Here is an 18,594-nt window from a genome sequence, read left to right as displayed (position 1 = left end):
TCGTAGAAAGATACCTTTCCATAAAGCCCCCCCGCCCTGTGTGCCGTTTGTTAAAAAGGCACCGCTCCGGCGCAAAGCTTTTGTGCCGAAATTTCTTTCGTTTCTGAGTCATTTCGTATTGTTGGCTCGCGTTGCTATTTCGCGTTCCGCTGTTGAATAGCGTAGCGCTCACCGATTTATACCGAGAGTAAAGAACACATGAGTTTTGAAGCACTAGGCTTACACACGTCCATCGTCAAAGCAGTGTCGGTTGCCGGCTATGAAAAGCCGACCCCGGTGCAGGAGCAGGCTGTGCCCGCCGGCATCGCCGGCCGCGACCTGCTGGTCTCGTCGCAGACCGGTTCGGGCAAGACCGCGGCATTCATGCTGCCGGCCCTGAACAAATTCGCCAACCAGGAAGCGGCCCCGATCGGCCGTACCCCGGCCCAGGAAGCGCAAGCGGCCAAGGCACGTGGCGAGCGCGTCCGTTTCAAGCCGGCCCAGCCGAAGATGCTGGTCCTGACCCCGACCCGCGAACTGGCCCTGCAGGTCACCAGCGCCACCGAGCAGTACACGGCCTTCATGCGCCGCATCCGCGCCGTTTCGATCCTGGGCGGCATGCCCTACCCGAAACAGATGCAGCTGCTGTCGAAGAATCCTGAAATCCTGGTCGCGACCCCGGGCCGCCTGATCGACCACATGGAGTCCGGCAAGATCGACTTCTCCCAGCTCGAGATCCTGGTGCTGGACGAAGCCGACCGCATGCTCGACATGGGCTTCATCGAAGACATCGAGAAGATCGTCGCCGCGACCCCGGAATCGCGCCAGACCATGCTGTTCTCGGCCACCCTGGATGGCGTGGTCGGCAACATGGCCCGCCGCATCACCAAGGACCCGATGGTGATCCAGATCGCCAGCGGCACCAAGCGCCACGAGAACATCGTGCAGAAGGTGCACTTCGTCGACGACCTGTCGCACAAGAACCGCCTGCTCGACCACCTGCTGCGCGACGAAACGCTCGACCAGGCCGTGGTGTTCACCGCCACCAAGCGTGACGCCGACATGATCGCCGACCGCCTGAACATCGCCGGTTTCGCGGCCGCCGCCCTGCACGGCGACATGCACCAGGGCGCGCGCAACCGCACCCTGGACGGCATGCGCCGCGGCCAGGTGAAGGTGCTGGTCGCCACCGACGTCGCCGCCCGCGGCATCGACGTGCCGACGATCACCCACGTGGTGAACTACGACCTGCCGAAGTTCCCGGAAGACTACGTGCACCGCATCGGCCGTACCGGCCGTGCCGGCCGCAACGGTATCGCGGTCTCGCTGGTGAACCACGCGGAAGGCGTCAACGTCAAGCGCATCGAACGCTTCACCAAGCAGACCATCCCGGTCGACGTGGTCGAAGGCTTCGAGCCGAAGCGTTCGGCACCGGCACGTTCGGGCAACCGTCCGGGCTGGAAACCGGGCGACGGCCGCAACAGTTCGGGCAAACCAGGCCAGCGCAGCTTCCACAAGCCGGGCTCCGGTCCGCGTGAAGGCGGCTTCCGCAGCGAAGGCGGCGGCTTCCGCAGCGAAGGCGGCGGCTTCCGCGCCGAGGGCGAAGGCCAGCGCCGCGAAGGCGGCTACAACCGCGAAAGCCGCCCGGCCGGCGCCTACAACCGTGAAGGCGGCCCGCGCCGCGAAAGCGCCCCGCGCGAAGGCGGCTTCCGCTCCTCGCACCCGCGTTCGGCGGACAACGCCCGCCGCACCTTCGGCGATCGCTGATCGTTTGTAGGACGTGCACAAGAGGGCTGCTTCGGCAGCCCTTCGGGAAAAGCTGCTTCGGCAGCTTTTTTTTCGTCCCTGGCTACAGCGCGCAGGTACGGAAGCCTGCGAAGATATCGTCGCGCTCAGGGGTATAGAAATTGCGGAAATGCGGACTGCGCAGCCGCGCCGGCGTAGCGAAGGATGCGCCGCGCAGCACCTGTCGGCTGCCGAACCAGGGTGCCGAATAGTCGAGGTAGCGGTCCGGCGTAAAGCCCGGAAAAGGCAGGAAGGGAGACGCCGTCCATTCCCACACGCTGCCCCAGGCGAACTGCGGATGGCCCGACAGCGCCGCGAACTCCCATTCGTCCTCGGTCGGCAGGCGCCGCCCGCTCCAGCGGCAAAAGGCCTGGGCTTCGTACAGGTTCAGGTGGCGCACCGCGGCCTCCGGGGCGAGCGCCACGCGACGGCCGAAGCGCAGCTGCTGCCAGCCGCCGTCACCGCCACTCTCGCGCCGCCAGTAGCGCGGCGCCGAACGCGCCGACTCCGCCAGCCACGCGCGGCCCGCCTCGCTCCAGTGCCGCCCGTCCCGGTAGCCGCCATCCTCGACGAAAACCAGGTAGCGGGCGTTCGTCACCGGTGCGGCGTCGATCGCGAACGGAGCCACGCGGCATCGCGCGGCCGCCCTCTCGTTGTCGAACACGAAGCCGCGCGACTGGTCGCCGCCACGCAGAAAAATGCCGCCCCCGAAGCCGATCTCGCCGGCCGGCGGCGGCGCCGGCATGGTCCCGCTCATCTCGCTGCGCAGGCCCAGGCCGAGGGTCTGCATCGTGTACAGCAGGGCTTCGCCGTGCATGTCCTCGTGCGCCAGCGCCAGGCGATAGGGATAGAGCGCGGCATCGTCGACCGGCTCGCCGGCCAGGCCTTCCAGGATCCGCTCCAGCACTTCGGCGCAATAGGTCTGGATCGCGCCCGTGCCCGGCAGGTCGAGCGCCCAGCGCGTGCGGTGGGCCACCAGGCTGGAATCGAACCAGTCGTCGCCGCGCGCCAGCAGGCTGTGGCCGTCGGCATCCCCTGGGCGGCTGCTGGCGGCGCGGCGCAGCACGAACCATTCGGCAAACCAGGCCGTATGGCCCAGTTCCCACAGGGGTGGATTGATGATGCCGAGGCGCGGCACGCGGGCGCTGTCGGCATAGCCGGCGTCCGCCAGGGTATCGAACAGCGCGAGCGTATAATGCCGGGCATCCCGCAGCATGCTGGCCAGGCGGTCGGGTCCGGCGTGCCGGAACGATGGGTCGTGTTGGTCCATGCGGCATTCTACGATCGTTTTGCAGAATTTATCCTGAGCCGATGGCGCGTCCCCACCTCCTGATCGTCAGCCCCGCCTCCGCCCGCGAGAACAACGGCAACTGGCAGACCGCCAGCCGCTGGATGCGCTTCCTCGGCGCTCGCGGCAAGGTGACGGTGGCGCGCGGCTGGGACAGCGGCCAGCGGGCCCCCGACCTGTTGGTGGCACTGCATGCACGCCGCTCCGCCGGCGCCCTGGCCGCGTTCGCCGAGGCGCATCCGGACCGCCCAAGCCTGCTGGTCCTGACCGGCACCGACCTCTATCGCGACATCCACCAGGACGCCGCCGCGCGCGCCTCGCTCGCGCGCGCCGACGCCCTGGTGGTGCTGCAGCCGCGCGGCCTCGACGAACTGGACGCTTCCTCCCGCGCCAAGGCCCATGTGATCTATCAGTCGGCGCCGGCGCTGCACCCGGCACGCTTGCACAGGGGCACCGCCGACATCGCCATGATCGGCCACCTGCGCGAAGAAAAAGACCCGCTCACCTTCATGCGCGCGGCCGCACTGGTGCGCAGCCCCGGCGTGCGCCTGCTGCACGTGGGCGGCGCCCTCGATCCGCAGCTTGCCGACGCCGCCCTCGCGGCGCAGGCGGACACGCCGCGCTACCGCTGGCTGGGCGCCCTGCCCCACATGCCGGCGCGGCGCGTACTGCGACGCTGCCGCGCGATGGCGATCTGCTCGCGCATGGAGGGCGGCGCCAACGTGATCATCGAAGCGGTGACCAGCGGCGTGCCGGTGCTGGCCTCCAATATCCCGGGCAACCGCGGCATGCTGGGCGAAGACTACGCCGGCTTGTTCCCGCTCGGGGACGCCGCCGCGCTGGCCGGCCTGATCGACCGCGTCAGCCTCGACCAGCGCTTCCATGCGAGACTGCTGCGCCAGTGCGCGGCGCGGCGCCGGCTGTTTGCCCCGGCCAGGGAACGAGCGGCGCTGCTCGACCTGGTGGATAATCTCCTTTTACGCAATCCTTGACGAGCCATCCATGACTACTCCTGACCAAGCCATCAAACTGACCTCCTTCTCGCACGGCGGCGGCTGCGGCTGCAAGATCGCCCCCGGCGTGCTGTCCGAGATCCTGAAGAAGTCGAGCGGTTTCCCGGTGCCGAAAGAACTGATGGTCGGGATCGAGACGGCCGACGACGCCGCCGTCTACAAGCTGAACGACGAGCAGGCCCTGATCGCCACCACCGACTTCTTCATGCCGATCGTCGACGATCCCTTCGACTTCGGCCGCATCGCCGCCACCAACGCGATCTCCGACGTGTATGCGATGGGCGGCACGCCGATCATGGCCCTGGCCCTGGTCGGCATGCCGGTCAACAAGCTGCCGCTGGAGACGATCGGCAAGATCATCCAGGGCGGCGAATCGATCTGCGCCGAAGCCGGCATCCCGATCGCCGGCGGCCACACGATCGACTCGGTCGAGCCGATCTACGGCCTGGTGGTGATGGGCCTGGTGCATCCGTCGAAGGTCAAGCGCAACGCCGATGCGCGCGCGGGCGACGTCCTCGTGCTCGGCAAGCCGTTGGGCGTGGGCGTGCTGTCGGCGGCGCTGAAGAAGGACAAGCTGGATGCCGAAGGCTATGCGGCCATGATCGCCAACACCACCAAACTCAACAAGCCGGGCAAGGCGCTGGCGGACCTGCCGGGCGTGCACGCGCTGACTGACGTCACCGGCTTCGGCCTGCTGGGGCACCTGCTGGAACTGGCGCGCGGCGCCAACTTGAGCGCGCAGCTGGACATGGCGAAGATCCCGCTGCTGCCTGGTGTCGAGCAGCTGGCCCACGACGGCTACTTCACGGGCGCCTCCGGCCGCAACTGGGACGCCTACGGCATGGACGTCGAGCTCGGCGCAGGCGTCGGCGACACCCAGCGCGTGCTGCTGACCGACCCGCAGACCTCGGGCGGCCTGCTGGTGTCCTGCGACCCGGACAGCGTCGACGAAGTGCTGGCCCTGTTCGCGCGCGAAGGCTTCGGCCATGCCGCCGTGATCGGCCGCATGGAAGCGGGTGCTGCGCGCGTGAAGGTGGCTTGAGCGGCCAGACGCTCGACAGCCCGGCGCCGCGCTCCGCTGAGCGGCGCCGGGATCAATGCCCTCGGTTCCTTCGGGCCCATTTTGGCGTCCAAAGACTTTGAGTGTTCTCAACAATCTTTTGAGAAACTTTTGCGTGGTAGCCAAACGACAAGCCAATAAACGCTTGACAGACCAAACAATATTCACATAGAGTGAAGAAATGTTCTCCCAACTGCCTCTGTCGACCCTCCTACCGCTGACCGGCTCCCTACTGCCGGCTGGCCTGCTACTACGCGCCTGAAAAGCCGCCGTACCCGTACCCGGCCACCCTCCGCCGGAACCCGTAGCCCCAAGGAAGTCGTACCGATGCACTCCGAAACCACGTTCACCTCTCACCCGATCCGCACCAGCCATGTGCCGTTCCGCTCGCGCTCGAAGCGTAGAGCGGCGCTAAAGCTAGCGATCGGTTGCCGGGCCTCGCGTCATGTGGCCCGTCCGGCAGCCAGCGCCACACCGCCGACCCAGGCACCCCGCTTCAGCTGAACAATTCGCGATAGATCCAGGAGTATGACCATGTTGACCAATCCCGCCGCCAAATACCGTCCCTTCCCCGCCGTCCAGCTGGCCGACCGCCAGTGGCCCAGCCGCGTCATCACCCAGCCGCCGGTCTGGATGAGCACCGACCTGCGCGACGGCAACCAGGCGCTGATCGAACCCATGAGCCCCGAGAAGAAGCTGCGTTTCTTCGAAAAGCTGGTGGCGATCGGGATCAAGGAGATCGAAGTCGGCTTTCCCTCGGCTTCCCAGACCGATTTCGACTTCGTGCGCATGCTGGTCGAAGAGAAGCGCATTCCGGACGACGTCAGCATCATCGTGCTCACCCAGGCCCGCGATGAGCTGATCCGCCGCACCGTGGAATCCTGCATCGGCGCCAAGCGCGCCATCGTCCACGTCTACAACTCGGTGGCGCCGGTGTTCCGCCGCGTGGTGTTCGGCATGGACCAGGACGAGATCGTGCAGATCGCCGTCAACGGCACCCGCCTGATCAAGGAGCTGGTGTCCCAGCATCCGGAAACCCGGTGGGGCTTCGAGTATTCGCCGGAATCCTTCTCGACCACCGAGCTGGATTTCGCCAAGCGCATCGTCGACGCCGTCAGCGCAACCTGGCAGCCGACGCCGGACGCTCCGATGATCGTCAACCTGCCCTCGACCGTCGAGGCCAGCACCCCGAACGTCTACGCCGACCAGATCGAATGGATGTCGCGCCACCTCGAGCGCCGCGACAGCCTGGTCATCAGCGTGCACCCGCATAACGACCGCGGCACCGCCGTCGCTGCCGCCGAGCTGGCCGTGATGGCCGGCGCCGACCGCGTCGAAGGCTGCCTGTTCGGCAACGGCGAACGCACCGGCAACGTCGACCTGGTGACCCTGGCGCTGAACCTCTACACCCAGGGCGTGCACCCTGGCCTGGACTTCTCGGACATCGATTCGGTGCGCCAGCTGGTCGAGGAATGCAACCAGATCCCGGTCCATCCGCGCCACCCGTATGTGGGCGACCTCGTGTTCACCGCCTTCTCCGGCTCGCACCAGGACGCGATCAAGAAGGGCTTCGCGGTGCAGAAGAGCGACGCGGTCTGGGAAGTGCCCTACCTGCCGATCGACCCGGCGGATCTCGGCCGCAGCTACGATGCCGTCATCCGCGTCAACAGCCAGTCCGGCAAGGGCGGCATGGCCTACCTGCTCGAGCAGGAATACGGCCTCGAGCTGCCGCGCCGCCTGCAGATCGAATTCTCGCGCGTGGTCCAGCGCCATGCCGACGCCACCGGCACCGAGGTCGCGGCATCCAGCATCCACGCCCTGTTCGCACGCGAATACTTCGACCAGGAGAATCCGGCCTACCGCTACGTCTCGCACCGCATGGCCGAGGACAGCGAAGGCGAACACCGCGTCGACATCGATGTCTCGGTCGAGCACGACCGCGTGACCGCCAGCCACCACGGCCAGGGCAACGGCCCGATCGACGCCTTCGTGGCAGCGCTCGGCCTCGACATCCGCCTGATGGACTACCACGAGCACGCGATCGGCTCGGGCGCCGATGCGAAGGCGGCCTGCTACGTCGAGCTGCGCGTCGGCAACGGCCCGACCCTGTTCGGCGCCGCCATCGACAGCAATATCGTGACCGCCTCCTTCAAGGCCGTGCTGTCGGCCGTGAACCGCCACATCGCTTCGGCCGGCGAGCAGCCGGTGGCCCGCGCGGCCTGATGGCTTCGGAGGCGACTGCCAGACGCCTGCCGCCGCGGCTGGATCTGCAGCCGGCGGCGGTGCGCGTGCAGAAGGCCGCGCAGGTGCGCGGCGTAGCGTCGATCCAGGCGATGCGCGAAGCGATCCGCGCGGCCTCGCGCGCCCTGCCTGTCATCCGTGAAGCGCCGCGCGTCGGCAGGCTCGATAACGCGGGCTTCCGCGCCCGCGCCGCCGAGGGCCTGCCCTTCCTGATCGCCGGCGCCGTCAAGCGCTGGCCCCTGTGCGCCCTGGGCCCGGATGCGCTGCGCGAGCGCTTCGGCGACGTGCCGGTGCGTGCAAGAGTCGGCGACTACGTGGCCACCGCCTTTGCACCAGACCGGGCGATGCGGGACATGTCCTTGCGCGACTACCTCGACCTCGGTGCGGCGCCCGACGGCGAGCTGCCGCCCTACGTCGGCAACCTGGAACTGCGCGAACTGAACGCCATGTGCCACTGGCCGTCCTGGTTCGAGCGCATGGGACCGCCGCGCTTCTGGCTCGGCCCGGCGCGCACCGTGACGCCGCTGCACTGCGACTACGACGACAATATCTTCGCCCAGGTCTGGGGCAGCAAGCGCATCTTCCTGGCGCCGCCGCACCACGACGAATTCCTCTACACCCGGGAAGCCAACCCGGTGCTGTTCGGCTCCCCCTTCGATCCGGAAGCGCCGGATTTCGACGCCTTCCCGCTGGCGCGCCAGGCCGCCATCATCGAGGTGGTGGTCGAGCCAGGCGACATGCTGTACGTGCCGGCCGGCTGGTACCACCAGGTGCGGGCGCTGAGCTTCTCCTTGTCGTCGAACCGCTGGGCGCGCGGCGTGCCGCTGGTCCTCAAGGAAGGCGCCTGAGGACACGGCCTCCGGCAAGGCCTGAGCGGCGCGGGAGCGCCGACGGTCAGCCGGGGCTGCCCGGCCTGCCGGCGAAGCGCAGCCGGTACCAGGCGATGCCCAGCAGCTCATACGCCGCATACCAGGAGCGCCGCATGCCCTCGGCGCTGGGCACCCATGAACCGAGCGAGCGTGCCTGGTCGCCGAAGAACATGGTCGGTGCGCTGACCACTTCCAGGCCTTCGCGCTCGAAGGCGGCGCGGGAACGCGGCATGTGCATCGCATCGGTCACGAGGAGGATGCGCTTGACGCCGCCCTCGCGCAGCATCGCGGCGCTGTAGGCCGCGTTCTCGAAGGTGTCGCGCGAGCGCGGCTCGATCCACCTGACCGGCACGCCGAAATCCTCGCGCAGCGCGATCGCCATGGCATCCGCCAGCGCCTCCGCGCCGGCCTTGCCCTCGGGCTGGACCGCCTTGGCGCCGAGGCCGCCGCTGACGAGCAGCGGCAATCCGGTACGCCGCTGCAGGTGGGCCGCATAGCGCAGGCGCGCCAGGGCCAGGTAGTCGGGGATGTCGCGGCCGCCGTATTCGGGCGCATCCTGCAGGCGGCCGGCCGCCAGCACGACGATCGCCTGGGCGCCGGCGCGCTCGGGCGCCTGCAGCGGCGCCGTCATCCCTTCCAGCGGCCTGACCAGCAGCGAAGCGCCGGCGGTGGTCGACAGGAAGGCCAGCAGCGCCAGGCCGGTGCCGGCGACGATGCGTCCGGCGCGCGGCCAGCGGTGCCAGATCGCCAGTCCGGTCAGGATCAGCAGGAACAGGTTGGCCGGCGGCAGGATCAGGTCGCGCGGAACTTGATTGATCAGGTCGAAGACCGGCTGAAACGTCATGAAGTTGAATCCGTATGTGACGAACGCTGGATGATAACCGGATTCAGACGGCTGAACTCAAGCACTGCCGCCGTGAGACGATCGTACACATCCTCGTCGACACAAGGGAGCAAGGCATCTTGGCTGCGATCCTGGAGCTGGTCTGGCGTAATGAAATGACGCAGGCGGCCGAGGTCGAGGAGCACATCGGCCTTTATGCCCTCCGCTAGTGCCGACTGCTCGATCAGCTGTCCGTACAGGAAATCGATCAGGCATTCGTAGCGCTCGTCCCAATTGATGTTGCCGTTATGGATGGCCTCCCACCGCAGCTTCTCGACAGCCCTGAGCAACTCGCCCTGGACGGTCGAGGACTCTCCCTCGCGCGGCACCAGGTTCTTCCAGATCCAGGATGCCATCGCATGGTCATCGTCCTGACATGGTATGGTCTGGCCGCCTGCAGGTCGGCTTGCGACCTGCGCCGACAGGTCGGCGGGGGCCGGCGGATTCATGGCCTTTGCCTCCTTCAGCAAGCGAAGCAAAAGCAGCAAGATCGCGGCGACACACAAGATGATCGCTGATATGCCTGTCATCGCGACAGTCTAGCCGGTCCGGCGTGCGGAAAACGCGCGCATTCTCACGCTGCCGGACGAGTCTCCATGTCCTTCGGCTCGCCCCTCGCCCCGCCCTGCTGTCCGACCCGCTCGTACTCGGCAATCACCTGCGCCCCGAACAGCAGCAGCGCGGCCCCGATCTCGAGGCTGAACATGACTACGATGGCGGTGCTCATCGACCCGTACACCACGTTCACCTTGGACAGCGTGGTGAAGTACCAGACCAGCACATGGCGCGCGATCTCCCACAGCAGGGCCGCGGTCACGCCGCCCACCAGCGCGTGCGACAGCGACAGCCGTCCCACCGGCATCACCATGTAGATCGAGGTCAGCACGAGGATTTCGCCGGCAAGTCCCAGCAGGTAGAGCAAGGCGCCCGACACGCCGTGCAGCGACCAGCTGTAGCCGAACAGGTTGACGCTTTCGGTACCGATCACCTGCAGGGTGCCGGCGACCAGGGTCACGATCATCACGCCGAAACCCAGCGCCAGGATGTAGCAGTAAGGGAGCAGCGCCGATATCAGGAAGTGGCGACGCCGCACAGCCACGCGGTGCACGAAGATCACGCTCATGGCGTTTTCCAGCACCGTGAAGGCGAAGGAGCTGAAGAACAGCATGGTGGCGACCAGCACCCAGGTGATCAGGTCGCGCTCGTCGAGGAAGTGGGCGACCTCGGTGACGATCGCACCCGACTGGCCGGGAATCAGCAGCTCGAGGTAGCGGCGCATGGTCAGCAGCAGTTCGGCCTCGTTCAGGAAGTGCGAGAGCACCACCACCACCAGCATCAGGAAGGGCACGATCGACAGCAGCGCGTAATAGGCGACGGCGCCGGCCAGCAGCAGGCCCTGGTTGGCGCGGAAGCATTTCAGGACACCGAGGGCGAATTCCAGCGGATGGCCCAGGATGTAGAGGTTCGCGCGCCGGTTCAGGAGCCGCAGGCGCAGGCCGCGCGTCACCTTCATCGGGCCAGCCTGATCCCGGTGAACTGCCAGCGCGCGCCCGCCGGGAAGAAGTTGCGGTAGCTGGCGCGCGCGTGGCCGTGCGGGGTGGCGCAGGACGAACCGCGCAGCACGTACTGGTTGACCATGAACTTGCCGTTGTACTCGCCCAGCGCGCCGGCCGCCGGCGCATAGCCCGGATACGGCGCGTAGCTGCTGGCGGTCCACTGCCAGCATTCGCCGAACATCTGCGCCAGGCCATCGCTGCCGGCCGCGCGCGGATGCAGGTCGCCGCAGGCGATGGCGACGTCGCGCGCCGCGAATTCCCATTCGGCCTCAAGCGGCAGGCGGGCGCCGCGCCAGCGCGCGTAGGCGTCGGCCTCGTACAGCGAGACGTGGGTGACCGGACGCGCCAGATCGAGCGGTTGCATGCCATGCAGCGTAAACTCCATCCAGCCACCCTCTTCCCGGCGCCAGTAGAGCGGCTGTTCGATCTCGCCGCCGCAGACCCGGTCCCAGCCATCCGACAGCCACAGAGCCGGGTCGCGGTAGCCGCCGGCCTCGACGAACTCGAGGTATTCGCCGTTGGTCGCCAGGCGCGAGGCCAGCTGGAAGGGCGCCAGGTACTGGCGGTGGCGCGGCAGTTCGTTGTCGAAGCTGAAGCCGGCGCCGCGGTGGCCGATCTCGGCCAGGCCGCCGTCGAAGTCCAGCCAGGAGAGCGGTCCCGCCGGACAGGATTCCGGCAGCGGCGAGGCCAGGTAGGCCGGCGCCAGCGGGTTCTGGGCCAGCAGGTGCTTGACGTCGGTGAGCATCAGTTCCTGGTGCTGCTGCTCGTGCTGCATGCCCAGTTCCACCAGCGCCGCGAGCTTGCGGGCCGGCTCGCCGTCCTGCGGCGCGGCCTGCAGCAGGCAGGCGATGCGGGCGTCGACGTCACTCCTCCATGCCAGCACCTCGTCGTAGGCGGGACGCGTCAGCAGGCCGCGCTGCGCCCGCGGGTGGCGGGCGCCGACGCCGTTGTAATACGAATTGAACAGCACCCGGAAGGCCGGGTGGAAGGGGCGGAAGCCCGGCTCGTGCGGCTCCAGGATGAAGGTCTCGAAAAACCAGGTGGTATGGGCCAGATGCCATTTGATCGGGCTGGCGTCCGGCATCGACTGCGCACAGCAGTCTTCGCCCGACAAGGGTTCGGCCAGGTGCAGCGAGCGTTGGCGCACCTGTTCGAATTCGCGGGCCTGGCGGTGTTCGTTGGCTCCCATGATTTCCTCCGTCTCCGGGGATCAGTGCATGGCGCCCGGGCGGATCGCGCGCGCGTGGATCACGGCAAACCAGGCGCGCGCATCGGTCCAGATGCCGGAGGCGGCAAAGCCGGCCTGCTCCAGCAGTTCGACCGCGGCGGCCGGGCGGTACTTGTAGCTGTTCTCGGTGTGGATGCATTCGCCGGCTTCGAAGCGGCGGCAGGCGCCCTGCCAGCTCACCAGCTGGGTAGACCTGGCTTCCAGGTGCATCTCGACCCTGCCCATGCGTTCGTTGTAGAAGCCCTGGTGGCGCCAGGCGCGGATGTCGAAGTCGGCGCCCAGCAGGCGGTTCGCGTGGCGCAGCACGTTCAGGTTGAAGGCGGCGGTCACGCCGAGGGCGTCGTCGTAGGCGGCATCCAGCACCGCGCGGTCCTTGGCGAGGTCGATCCCGATCAGGATGCCGCCGTCCGGCCCGCACTGGGCGCGCACGCGGCGCAGGAAGGCCAGTGCCTCGTGCGGGGTGAAATTGCCGATCGAGGACCCGGGATAGAAGAACAGGCGGCGCTCGCGGCGCACGCTGTCCGGCAGCTGCCAGTCGCCGCCCGAGAAATCCATGCCGAGGGCGCTCATCTCGATGTGGCGGAAGCGCTGGCGCAGGCGCTCGACGGCGTCCTGCAGGAAGTCGGCCGAGATATCGACCGGCACGTACTGGGCCGGATGCAGCAGCGGGAACAGGCGCGCGGCCTTGGCGCAGTTGCCGGCGCCGAGGTCGATCAGGGTGCTGCTCTGGCCGATTGCGCGCGCGATCTCGGCGCCGTGGCGCTCGAAGATCAGGGCCTCGGTGCGGGTCGGGTAGTACTCGGGCAGTTCGCAGATCGCCTCGAACAGCTTGGAACCGAGTGCGTCATACAGGAACTTGGGCGAGATGCAGGCTTCGCGGGCGCGCAGCCCGGCGTCCAGTTCGGCGCGCAGGCGCAGGGCCCCGGCCGAGGTGTCGGAAGCGGTATCCGCGGCCGGCGTGGGCGCGTCGTCCGCATGGTCCAGCGTCGGGTGGTTCGACATCGGTGAGCCCCTGAAATGTTGACGATTTTCCATCATACGCGAATTACGTCATTCCCCGCGCATGCTACAGTAGCAGTCTATGCTCGAACTCGTCGACCTTAACAAATCCTACGGCGGCCGCACCGTGCTGGCCAATCTCTCTTACCGCTTCGCAGCCGGCGAGTTCGTCGCCGTGATGGGGGAATCCGGGGTCGGCAAGTCCACCCTGCTGAACCTGATCGCCGGCCTCGATGCGCCCGACAGCGGCCAGGTCGTGGTCGACGGCATGCCGATGTCGGCGCTCGACGACGATGCCGCCACCAGATTGCGCCGCAGCCGCATGGGCTTCATCTTCCAGGCCTTCCACGTGCTGCCGCATTTGACCCTGGAACAGAACGTGGCCCTGCCGCTGCTGCTGAACGGGAGCGCCGACACCACCCGCGCACGGGCCATGCTGGACGCCGTCGGGCTGAAGGGACGCGGCGCCGATTTCCCGCGCCAGCTGTCCGGCGGCGAGCTGCAGCGGGTGGCGATCGCACGCGCCCTGGTGCACCGCCCCGCCCTGCTGCTGGCCGACGAACCGACCGGCAACCTCGACCCGGAGACGGCGGACGGCATCCTGCACCTGCTGCGCGCCGAGATCCGCGAAAGCGGTGCCGGCGCCATCATGGTCACCCACTCGCACGCCGCCGCCGCGATGGCCGATCGCATCCTCGTTTTGACACGTTCCGGGCTGAAATTAATGTAAGTTCCGAGCAGAAAGCCAGAAGTTATGGGCTTTTATTCATGAACAGTGCGTCAAGATTGACAAAATCGTAGTAGCATTCCAACAAACCCACCCAGCATAAGCCAGCACAATACGGTCGGGCAGGAGCGTTCAACAACGGGCTCAGGGCCAAGGCCGTCATGAGCCTGTTGTTCATCGCTCCACTCCAAAACAGTCGGTGAGTCTTGAATGTTCATCCATCACGGAGGAGTTCATGAGCGTACGACAGAAAAAACAGGAGCTGCTCGAGGCGATGCATCGTGCCCGGGCAATGGAGCCGTCGAGTTTTGTTCCGAATCCCCTGCTCGACACCCTGATTCAACGCATGCAGCTGAAGAACGACGCGGAACTGTGCCGCGTCCTCGAAGTGCAGCCGCCCATCATCAGCAAGATCCGGCACCGCAAGCTGAACGTCGGCGCCACCATCCTGCTGAGGATGCACGAGAAGTCGAATATCCCGATCCGCGAGCTGAAGGAACTGACGGCCGAGGCGCGGGAGCAGACGCCGGGGCGGACCACGCACTGAGCGGATGGGGGAGCGGCGTTGCCGGTCCATGCAGCAGGACGCTGCCGGGCCGGTGCGGCACTCTCTTATTCGCCGGGCGGGCGCCCGGTCTTGAGCTGAGGCAGGCCGGAGAGGACGGCGCGCAGGCTCGTCACGTCGAGCTGGCCCAGCAGGGCCACGCCGATGCGCAGCAGTTCGCTCTTCTTGACCTCGAAGCCGGCCTTCAGGCAGGCCTGCTTGACGGCACCGAGCACGGCGTATTCCTGCTCGGGCATGGTGAAGCTGTCGCGCACCAGGGTCGGACGCGCCTGCCTGGCCGCTTCCGGGCGGACCACCTCGGCGCCGCGGCCGGCGCGCGCCTTGGCGGCCGGCTTTGCGGCCGGCTTTGCGGCGGGCTTTGCGGCGGGCTTTGCGGCCGGTTTGGCGACCGCTTTCGCCGCCGCCCTGGCCGCCTTTGCGGCCGGCGTGGCGGCGCTCCTTGCGGCTGCCGGCTTCCTGGCCGCCGTGGCGTCCGTCTTCGGCGCGGCCGTCTTGCGCGCGCCCGCGACGGGCTTCACGGCCGCGGCCCTGGCGGTGCCGGCGGTCTTCGCGGCAGTCTTCGCCGTCGCCCTGGCCGGCGCCTTGACCGCCTTCGATGCTGTCGCGCGCGCCGTTTTCGCGGCGGCGCCGGCGGCTGTTGTCCTCGCCATCCCCTACTCCATCGTCAAACAAACCAAACAATATAGTCGATTTGCTGCCGATCCGGAAGGGCGGCACGCACGCCGTCCGTGCCGGCTCAAGCCTGGTCGGCGAAGGCGTCGGCGATCGGGATGGTCGGCCGCACGTCCTGGTTGTTCTGGCTGGTGGTGACGGTCATGAAGTTTCCGCTGTGTCGGGAGGCGACGCCGCCGGCTGCGGCAGCAGTTGGTGCGCCTCCTCGAATTCGTAACGCGACAGATGCTGCTCCAGGCGCGCCAGCACCTGGGGATCCAGCACGGCCGCCAGTTGCGCGCGTACCGATTCGAAGTAATCGGTGGCCTCGCCCGAGAACTCGGCCAGCAGGCGGCCCAGCTGGGCCACGGCTTCCTGCGCATCGGCCGGCGCCGCGCCGTTCTCCTGCTGCGCGCCCGGGGCCGGCGGGTTGAGCACATGCACGGCGTGGGAGGCGAAATAAGCGTCCAGCGAGTGCATGGTGGCGTCCACGCCGGCCTCGAGGGCGCGCACGCCGGCCGCCAGGCGCGTACGGTCGCTTGATGCCATGGACAGGCCCTCCTCCACCGCCTGGGCCAGGGTCTGCAGCTCGCGCGCGCCGATATTGCCGGCCACCCCGCGCAGGGTATGGGCGCGGCTGGCCGCTTCCATCCGGCGTCCGGCTTCGAAGTCGGCGCGGATCGCGGCGCCGGCGTCGCGCTGGGTGGCGCGGAAGCGGTCCAGCAGCTGCACGTAGAGCGCGAGATTGCCGGCCACGTGGCGCAGGCCGAAAGCCGAGTCGATCCCGGACAGGCTGGACAGGCCCGGCAGCGAGGGCCCGTCGGCCACCTCCGGCGCGAGCGTGCGCGGCAGCGGCGGCGGCAACTGCGAACCGATCCAGCGCGCCAGGGTCGCGTACAGCTTCTCCGGCTCCACCGGCTTGCACACATAATCCTGCATGCCTTCGCGCAGGCAGCGCTCGCGGATCTCGGCCAGCGCGTGGGCGGTCATGGCGATCACGGGCAGCTTGTCGAAGCGCGCATCCTTGCGCAGTTCGACGGTGGCGGCATGGCCGTCCAGCTGCGGCATCTCGAGGTCCATCAGCACCAGGTCGTAGGCCTCCGGACCGCCCCTCATCAGCAGGTCGAGCGCCTCGTGGCCGGTGCAGGCGACGTCCACCGCGATGTTCTGGACCTGCAGCAGTTCCAGCGCGATCTGCTGGTTGACCAGGTTGTCCTCCACCAGCAGCACGCGCGCCACGCAGTCGCCGGTCTCTTCGCAACGGTTGTGCGCATTCGCCGCGTGAGGCGGCGCGAACAGCGCCACCAGGGTATCGACCAGGGCCGACTGCCCGATCGGCTTGGTCAGGAAGCCGCGGATGCCGGCGCTTTCCGCCTCCAGCTGCACCTCTTCGCGGCCGAAGGCGGTCACCAGCACCGTCGACGGCGGATGCCGCAAGGCCGGATTACCGGCGATGCGGCGCGCCAGGGTGATGCCGTCCATGCCCGGCATCTGCCAGTCGGTCAGCACCACGCGGTAAGGGTCGCCGGCGGCGTCGGCCGCCAGCAGCGCGGCCTCGGCTTCCAGCCCGCTGGCGGCGGTGACGACCCGCAGCGGCAGGGCCTGCAGGGCCTCGCACATGACGTCGCGCGCGACCTCGCTGTCGTCCACCAGCAACAGGCGCGCGCCGTCCAGTTCGGGCGGCGCCACCGCCACCCGTTCAGGCTCGCCGGACAGCGGGAATTCGAGGTCGAAGTGGAAGGTGGCGCCCTTGCCCGGGCTGCTCCTGACCACGATCCGGCCGCCCATCAGGCCCACCAGCTGCTGCGAGATCGACAGCCCGAGACCGGTGCCGCCGAATTCGCGGGTGGTCGAGCCGTTGGCCTGGTGGAAGGCGCGGAACAGCTTGCCCTGCTGCTGCTCGCTCATGCCGATGCCGGTATCGCGCACCGCGAAGCGCAGCTTCACGCGGTCCGCCCGGGCCGCGATCGGCTGCATCGCGTTCGACACCGGGTCGAGCCGCATGCAGGACAATTCCAGCTCGCCGGCCGGGGTAAACTTGACGGCGTTGTTGACCAGGTTGATCAGCACCTGGCCCAAACGCAGCGGGTCGCCGACCAGCATGCGCGGGATCGAGTGCGGCACGTGGAACAGGTATTCGAGCTGCTTGTCGGCGGCCTTCTGGCCGGTCACGCTGGCGACGTTGGCCAACACGTCGTCGAGGCAGAACGGGATCCGCTCGACGTCCAGCTTGCCGGCCTCGATCTTGGAGAAATCGAGGATGTCGTTGATGATCCCCAGCAGCGACAGCGCGGCGCGGTGGATCTTGCCCACGTAATCCTGCTGCTTGGGCGAGAGTTCGGTGCGCAGCGCCAGGTAGGCCATGCCGATGATGGCGCTCATCGGGGTGCGGATCTCGTGGCTCATGTTCGCCAGGAACTCGGACTTGGCCACATTGGCCGCCTCGGCGCGCACGTTGGCCGCCACCAGCGATTGCTCGCGCTCGCGGCGTTCCGAGATGTCGCGGATGAAGGAACAGAATTCGTAGTCCTCGCTATCGGCCAGCTGCACCCGCGTGATCGCCAGCTCGATCGGGAATTCCATGCCGTCGCGGCGCAGCGCATAGGTCTCGATGCGGGTGTCGAGCACCCCGCCGACCCCGCTGCGCTCGTAGCGCGCCAGGCCGTTGCGGTGGGCCTCGCGGTGGCGCTCGGGCACGATGCACTGGTCGAGGTCCAGGCCCAGCACCTCGTCGCGCCGCCAGCCGAAGATCTTCTCGGCCTGGGTGTTCCAGCCGACGATGCGACCCTGGCGGTCCATCCGCACCACCGCGTCGAGGGCGGTGTCGACGATGGCCTGCAGCTTTTCCTGGCTGTCGCGCGCGATCCGGATCGAGTTCAGCAGCTCGCGCGTGCGCGCCGCGATCTTCTGCTCGAGGTCTTCGTTCAGTTCGCGCAGCTGCTGCTCGATGACGCTCTTCTCGCGCAGCAGGCCGTTGGTCACCTGCTCGGCGCGGCGCAGCCGGTTGAGCGTATCGCGGAAGCTGCGCACCGCCGAGGACAGGCGGCCGATCTGGTCGCGCCGGCCGATGCCGGACAGGTAGATGTCGGTCTCGCCGCGCGCCAGCTTCTCCAGCGCTTGCTGGATGTCGGTGAAGGGCTGGGTCATGCGCCTACCGACCAGCAGCACGCAGACGACGATGGCCAGGGTGAGCAGGAAGGCCGCGGTAATGGTCTGCACCGTCTGGCGGCGCAGGTCTTCGTCGATCTGGCGCCGCGAGAATGCCAGGTCGATGCTGCCGACGTGGTAGTCGCGGGCGCCGTCGCGGTAGACGATCTTGCGGGCCACGCGGATCGTTCCCGGCGCCTCCTCGTTGCCGCCGAGGGCAGCCAGCACGGCGCCGTTGGGCGCCAGCACGTGCAGCATCGCGATCTCGGGGGTGGCGCCGAGCGAATCGACGACCGAGGAAACTGCCGCGCTGTTGATGTCGAACAGCGGCCTCGCCAGCGCCTGCGACAGCACCGCGGCCTGGCGCTCGACGCGCTCCTGCAGGCGCGCATCGGCTTCCTCGCGCTGGGTCTGCATCACATAGGTGGTGTAGACCCCGGTCGACAGCGCGACCGCCAGCACGATGCCGGCGCCCAGCCGGAACACGACGTTCTGGCGCCAGCTTTCGCCGAGCCGGCGCGCCAGCGCACCCAGGCCACGTGCGCGGTGCAGGCGGCGGTCCATGCCGTCGTTGCTGCGCTCGATGCCGGGGTCCGCCATGCG

The 18,594-nt window shown here is 68.1% G+C and carries 15 protein-coding genes; 7 read left to right on the top strand and 8 right to left on the bottom strand.

From position 1 onward, the window contains the following. Window positions 1-198: 198 nt before the first annotated feature. Entirely contained in the window at window positions 199-1,746 is a 1,548-nt protein-coding gene (locus AC1DOQ_RS07150; protein ID WP_477361633.1) for a DEAD/DEAH box helicase, read from the top strand. Window positions 1,747-1,828: 82 nt separating this feature from the next. Here the strand turns inward: AC1DOQ_RS07150 and senA are convergent, their stop codons facing one another. Then, window positions 1,829-3,034 (bottom strand): selenoneine synthase SenA, encoded by a 1,206-nt coding sequence (senA, locus tag AC1DOQ_RS07145; RefSeq protein WP_477361631.1) that lies wholly within the window; start codon window positions 3,032-3,034, stop codon window positions 1,829-1,831. Window positions 3,035-3,075: 41 nt separating this feature from the next. On the opposite strand from senA, the gene senB reads away from it, so the two are divergent. From senB to AC1DOQ_RS07125, 4 genes are all read left to right on the top strand, one after another. Further along, window positions 3,076-4,044, top strand: a complete 969-nt coding sequence (senB, locus tag AC1DOQ_RS07140; protein WP_477361629.1) for a selenoneine biosynthesis selenosugar synthase SenB — start codon at window positions 3,076-3,078, stop codon at window positions 4,042-4,044. Window positions 4,045-4,054: 10 nt separating this feature from the next. Continuing rightward, the gene (gene selD / locus AC1DOQ_RS07135) at window positions 4,055-5,107 is read left to right on the top strand and encodes a selenide, water dikinase SelD (protein WP_477361627.1); all 1,053 of its coding nucleotides are present in this window, start codon (window positions 4,055-4,057) and stop codon (window positions 5,105-5,107) included. Window positions 5,108-5,659: 552 nt separating this feature from the next. Further along, window positions 5,660-7,348, top strand: coding sequence for a 2-isopropylmalate synthase (gene leuA, locus AC1DOQ_RS07130; RefSeq protein WP_477361625.1), 1,689 nt, complete (start codon window positions 5,660-5,662; stop codon window positions 7,346-7,348). Next, entirely contained in the window at window positions 7,348-8,214 is an 867-nt protein-coding gene (locus tag AC1DOQ_RS07125) for a cupin-like domain-containing protein (protein ID WP_477361623.1), read from the top strand. Before leuA ends, AC1DOQ_RS07125 begins: the two co-directional genes overlap by 1 nt. 46 nt (window positions 8,215-8,260) lie before the next feature. Here the strand turns inward: AC1DOQ_RS07125 and AC1DOQ_RS07120 are convergent, their stop codons facing one another. From AC1DOQ_RS07120 to egtD, 5 genes are all read right to left on the bottom strand, one after another. Beyond that, window positions 8,261-9,079, bottom strand: coding sequence for a YdcF family protein (locus AC1DOQ_RS07120; protein WP_477361621.1), 819 nt, complete (start codon window positions 9,077-9,079; stop codon window positions 8,261-8,263). Further along, window positions 9,076-9,567, bottom strand: a complete 492-nt coding sequence (locus tag AC1DOQ_RS07115; RefSeq protein WP_477361619.1) for a hypothetical protein — start codon at window positions 9,565-9,567, stop codon at window positions 9,076-9,078. Before AC1DOQ_RS07115 ends, AC1DOQ_RS07120 begins: the two co-directional genes overlap by 4 nt. A gap of 125 nt (window positions 9,568-9,692) precedes the next feature. Continuing rightward, window positions 9,693-10,631, bottom strand: a complete 939-nt coding sequence (locus AC1DOQ_RS07110) for a YihY/virulence factor BrkB family protein (protein WP_477361617.1) — start codon at window positions 10,629-10,631, stop codon at window positions 9,693-9,695. Next, window positions 10,628-11,863: an ergothioneine biosynthesis protein EgtB gene (gene egtB, locus AC1DOQ_RS07105; protein ID WP_477361615.1), complete on the bottom strand. Its 1,236-nt coding sequence runs from the start codon at window positions 11,861-11,863 to the stop codon at window positions 10,628-10,630. Before egtB ends, AC1DOQ_RS07110 begins: the two co-directional genes overlap by 4 nt. Before the next feature lie 21 nt (window positions 11,864-11,884). Next, window positions 11,885-12,904 (bottom strand): L-histidine N(alpha)-methyltransferase, encoded by a 1,020-nt coding sequence (egtD, locus tag AC1DOQ_RS07100; protein ID WP_477361614.1) that lies wholly within the window; start codon window positions 12,902-12,904, stop codon window positions 11,885-11,887. Between the two features lie 79 nt (window positions 12,905-12,983). Here egtD and AC1DOQ_RS07095 point away from each other — a divergent pair, with 79 nt between their 5' ends. After that, a complete protein-coding gene (locus AC1DOQ_RS07095; protein WP_477361612.1) occupies window positions 12,984-13,631 on the top strand; it encodes an ABC transporter ATP-binding protein in 648 nt (215 codons plus the stop codon). Between the two features lie 232 nt (window positions 13,632-13,863). Further along, on the top strand, window positions 13,864-14,175 hold the full coding sequence (locus tag AC1DOQ_RS07090) for a hypothetical protein (protein ID WP_477361610.1): 312 nt from the start codon (window positions 13,864-13,866) through the stop codon (window positions 14,173-14,175). Between the two features lie 65 nt (window positions 14,176-14,240). Here AC1DOQ_RS07090 and AC1DOQ_RS07085 read toward each other — a convergent pair whose 3' ends face one another. Together AC1DOQ_RS07085 and AC1DOQ_RS07080 are read right to left on the bottom strand one after the other, a co-directional pair. Beyond that, a complete protein-coding gene (locus AC1DOQ_RS07085) occupies window positions 14,241-14,843 on the bottom strand; it encodes a hypothetical protein (RefSeq protein ID WP_477361608.1) in 603 nt (200 codons plus the stop codon). Between the two features lie 163 nt (window positions 14,844-15,006). After that, on the bottom strand, window positions 15,007-18,591 hold the full coding sequence (locus AC1DOQ_RS07080) for a hybrid sensor histidine kinase/response regulator (protein ID WP_477361606.1): 3,585 nt from the start codon (window positions 18,589-18,591) through the stop codon (window positions 15,007-15,009). Between the last annotated feature and the right edge of the window lie 3 nt (window positions 18,592-18,594).

This window comes from Massilia sp. 01N417, from assembly GCF_056399645.1.
This window is presented reverse-complemented; position numbering and strand designations above follow the sequence as displayed.

Bases quoted from the DNA above. Each gene is read 5' to 3' on its own strand.
- AC1DOQ_RS07150 (WP_477361633.1), top strand. From the start codon at position 199: ATGAGTTTTGAAGCACTAGGCTTACACACGTCCATCGTCAAAGCAGTG.
- senA (WP_477361631.1), bottom strand. From the start codon at position 3,034: ATGGACCAACACGACCCATCGTTCCGGCACGCCGGACCCGACCGCCTG.
- senB (WP_477361629.1), top strand. From the start codon at position 3,076: ATGGCGCGTCCCCACCTCCTGATCGTCAGCCCCGCCTCCGCCCGCGAG.
- selD (WP_477361627.1), top strand. From the start codon at position 4,055: ATGACTACTCCTGACCAAGCCATCAAACTGACCTCCTTCTCGCACGGC.
- leuA (WP_477361625.1), top strand. From the start codon at position 5,660: ATGTTGACCAATCCCGCCGCCAAATACCGTCCCTTCCCCGCCGTCCAG.
- AC1DOQ_RS07125 (WP_477361623.1), top strand. From the start codon at position 7,348: ATGGCTTCGGAGGCGACTGCCAGACGCCTGCCGCCGCGGCTGGATCTG.
- AC1DOQ_RS07120 (WP_477361621.1), bottom strand. From the start codon at position 9,079: ATGACGTTTCAGCCGGTCTTCGACCTGATCAATCAAGTTCCGCGCGAC.
- AC1DOQ_RS07115 (WP_477361619.1), bottom strand. From the start codon at position 9,567: ATGAATCCGCCGGCCCCCGCCGACCTGTCGGCGCAGGTCGCAAGCCGA.
- AC1DOQ_RS07110 (WP_477361617.1), bottom strand. From the start codon at position 10,631: ATGAAGGTGACGCGCGGCCTGCGCCTGCGGCTCCTGAACCGGCGCGCG.
- egtB (WP_477361615.1), bottom strand. From the start codon at position 11,863: ATGGGAGCCAACGAACACCGCCAGGCCCGCGAATTCGAACAGGTGCGC.
- egtD (WP_477361614.1), bottom strand. From the start codon at position 12,904: ATGTCGAACCACCCGACGCTGGACCATGCGGACGACGCGCCCACGCCG.
- AC1DOQ_RS07095 (WP_477361612.1), top strand. From the start codon at position 12,984: ATGCTCGAACTCGTCGACCTTAACAAATCCTACGGCGGCCGCACCGTG.
- AC1DOQ_RS07090 (WP_477361610.1), top strand. From the start codon at position 13,864: ATGAGCGTACGACAGAAAAAACAGGAGCTGCTCGAGGCGATGCATCGT.
- AC1DOQ_RS07085 (WP_477361608.1), bottom strand. From the start codon at position 14,843: ATGGCGAGGACAACAGCCGCCGGCGCCGCCGCGAAAACGGCGCGCGCG.
- AC1DOQ_RS07080 (WP_477361606.1), bottom strand. From the start codon at position 18,591: ATGGCGGACCCCGGCATCGAGCGCAGCAACGACGGCATGGACCGCCGC.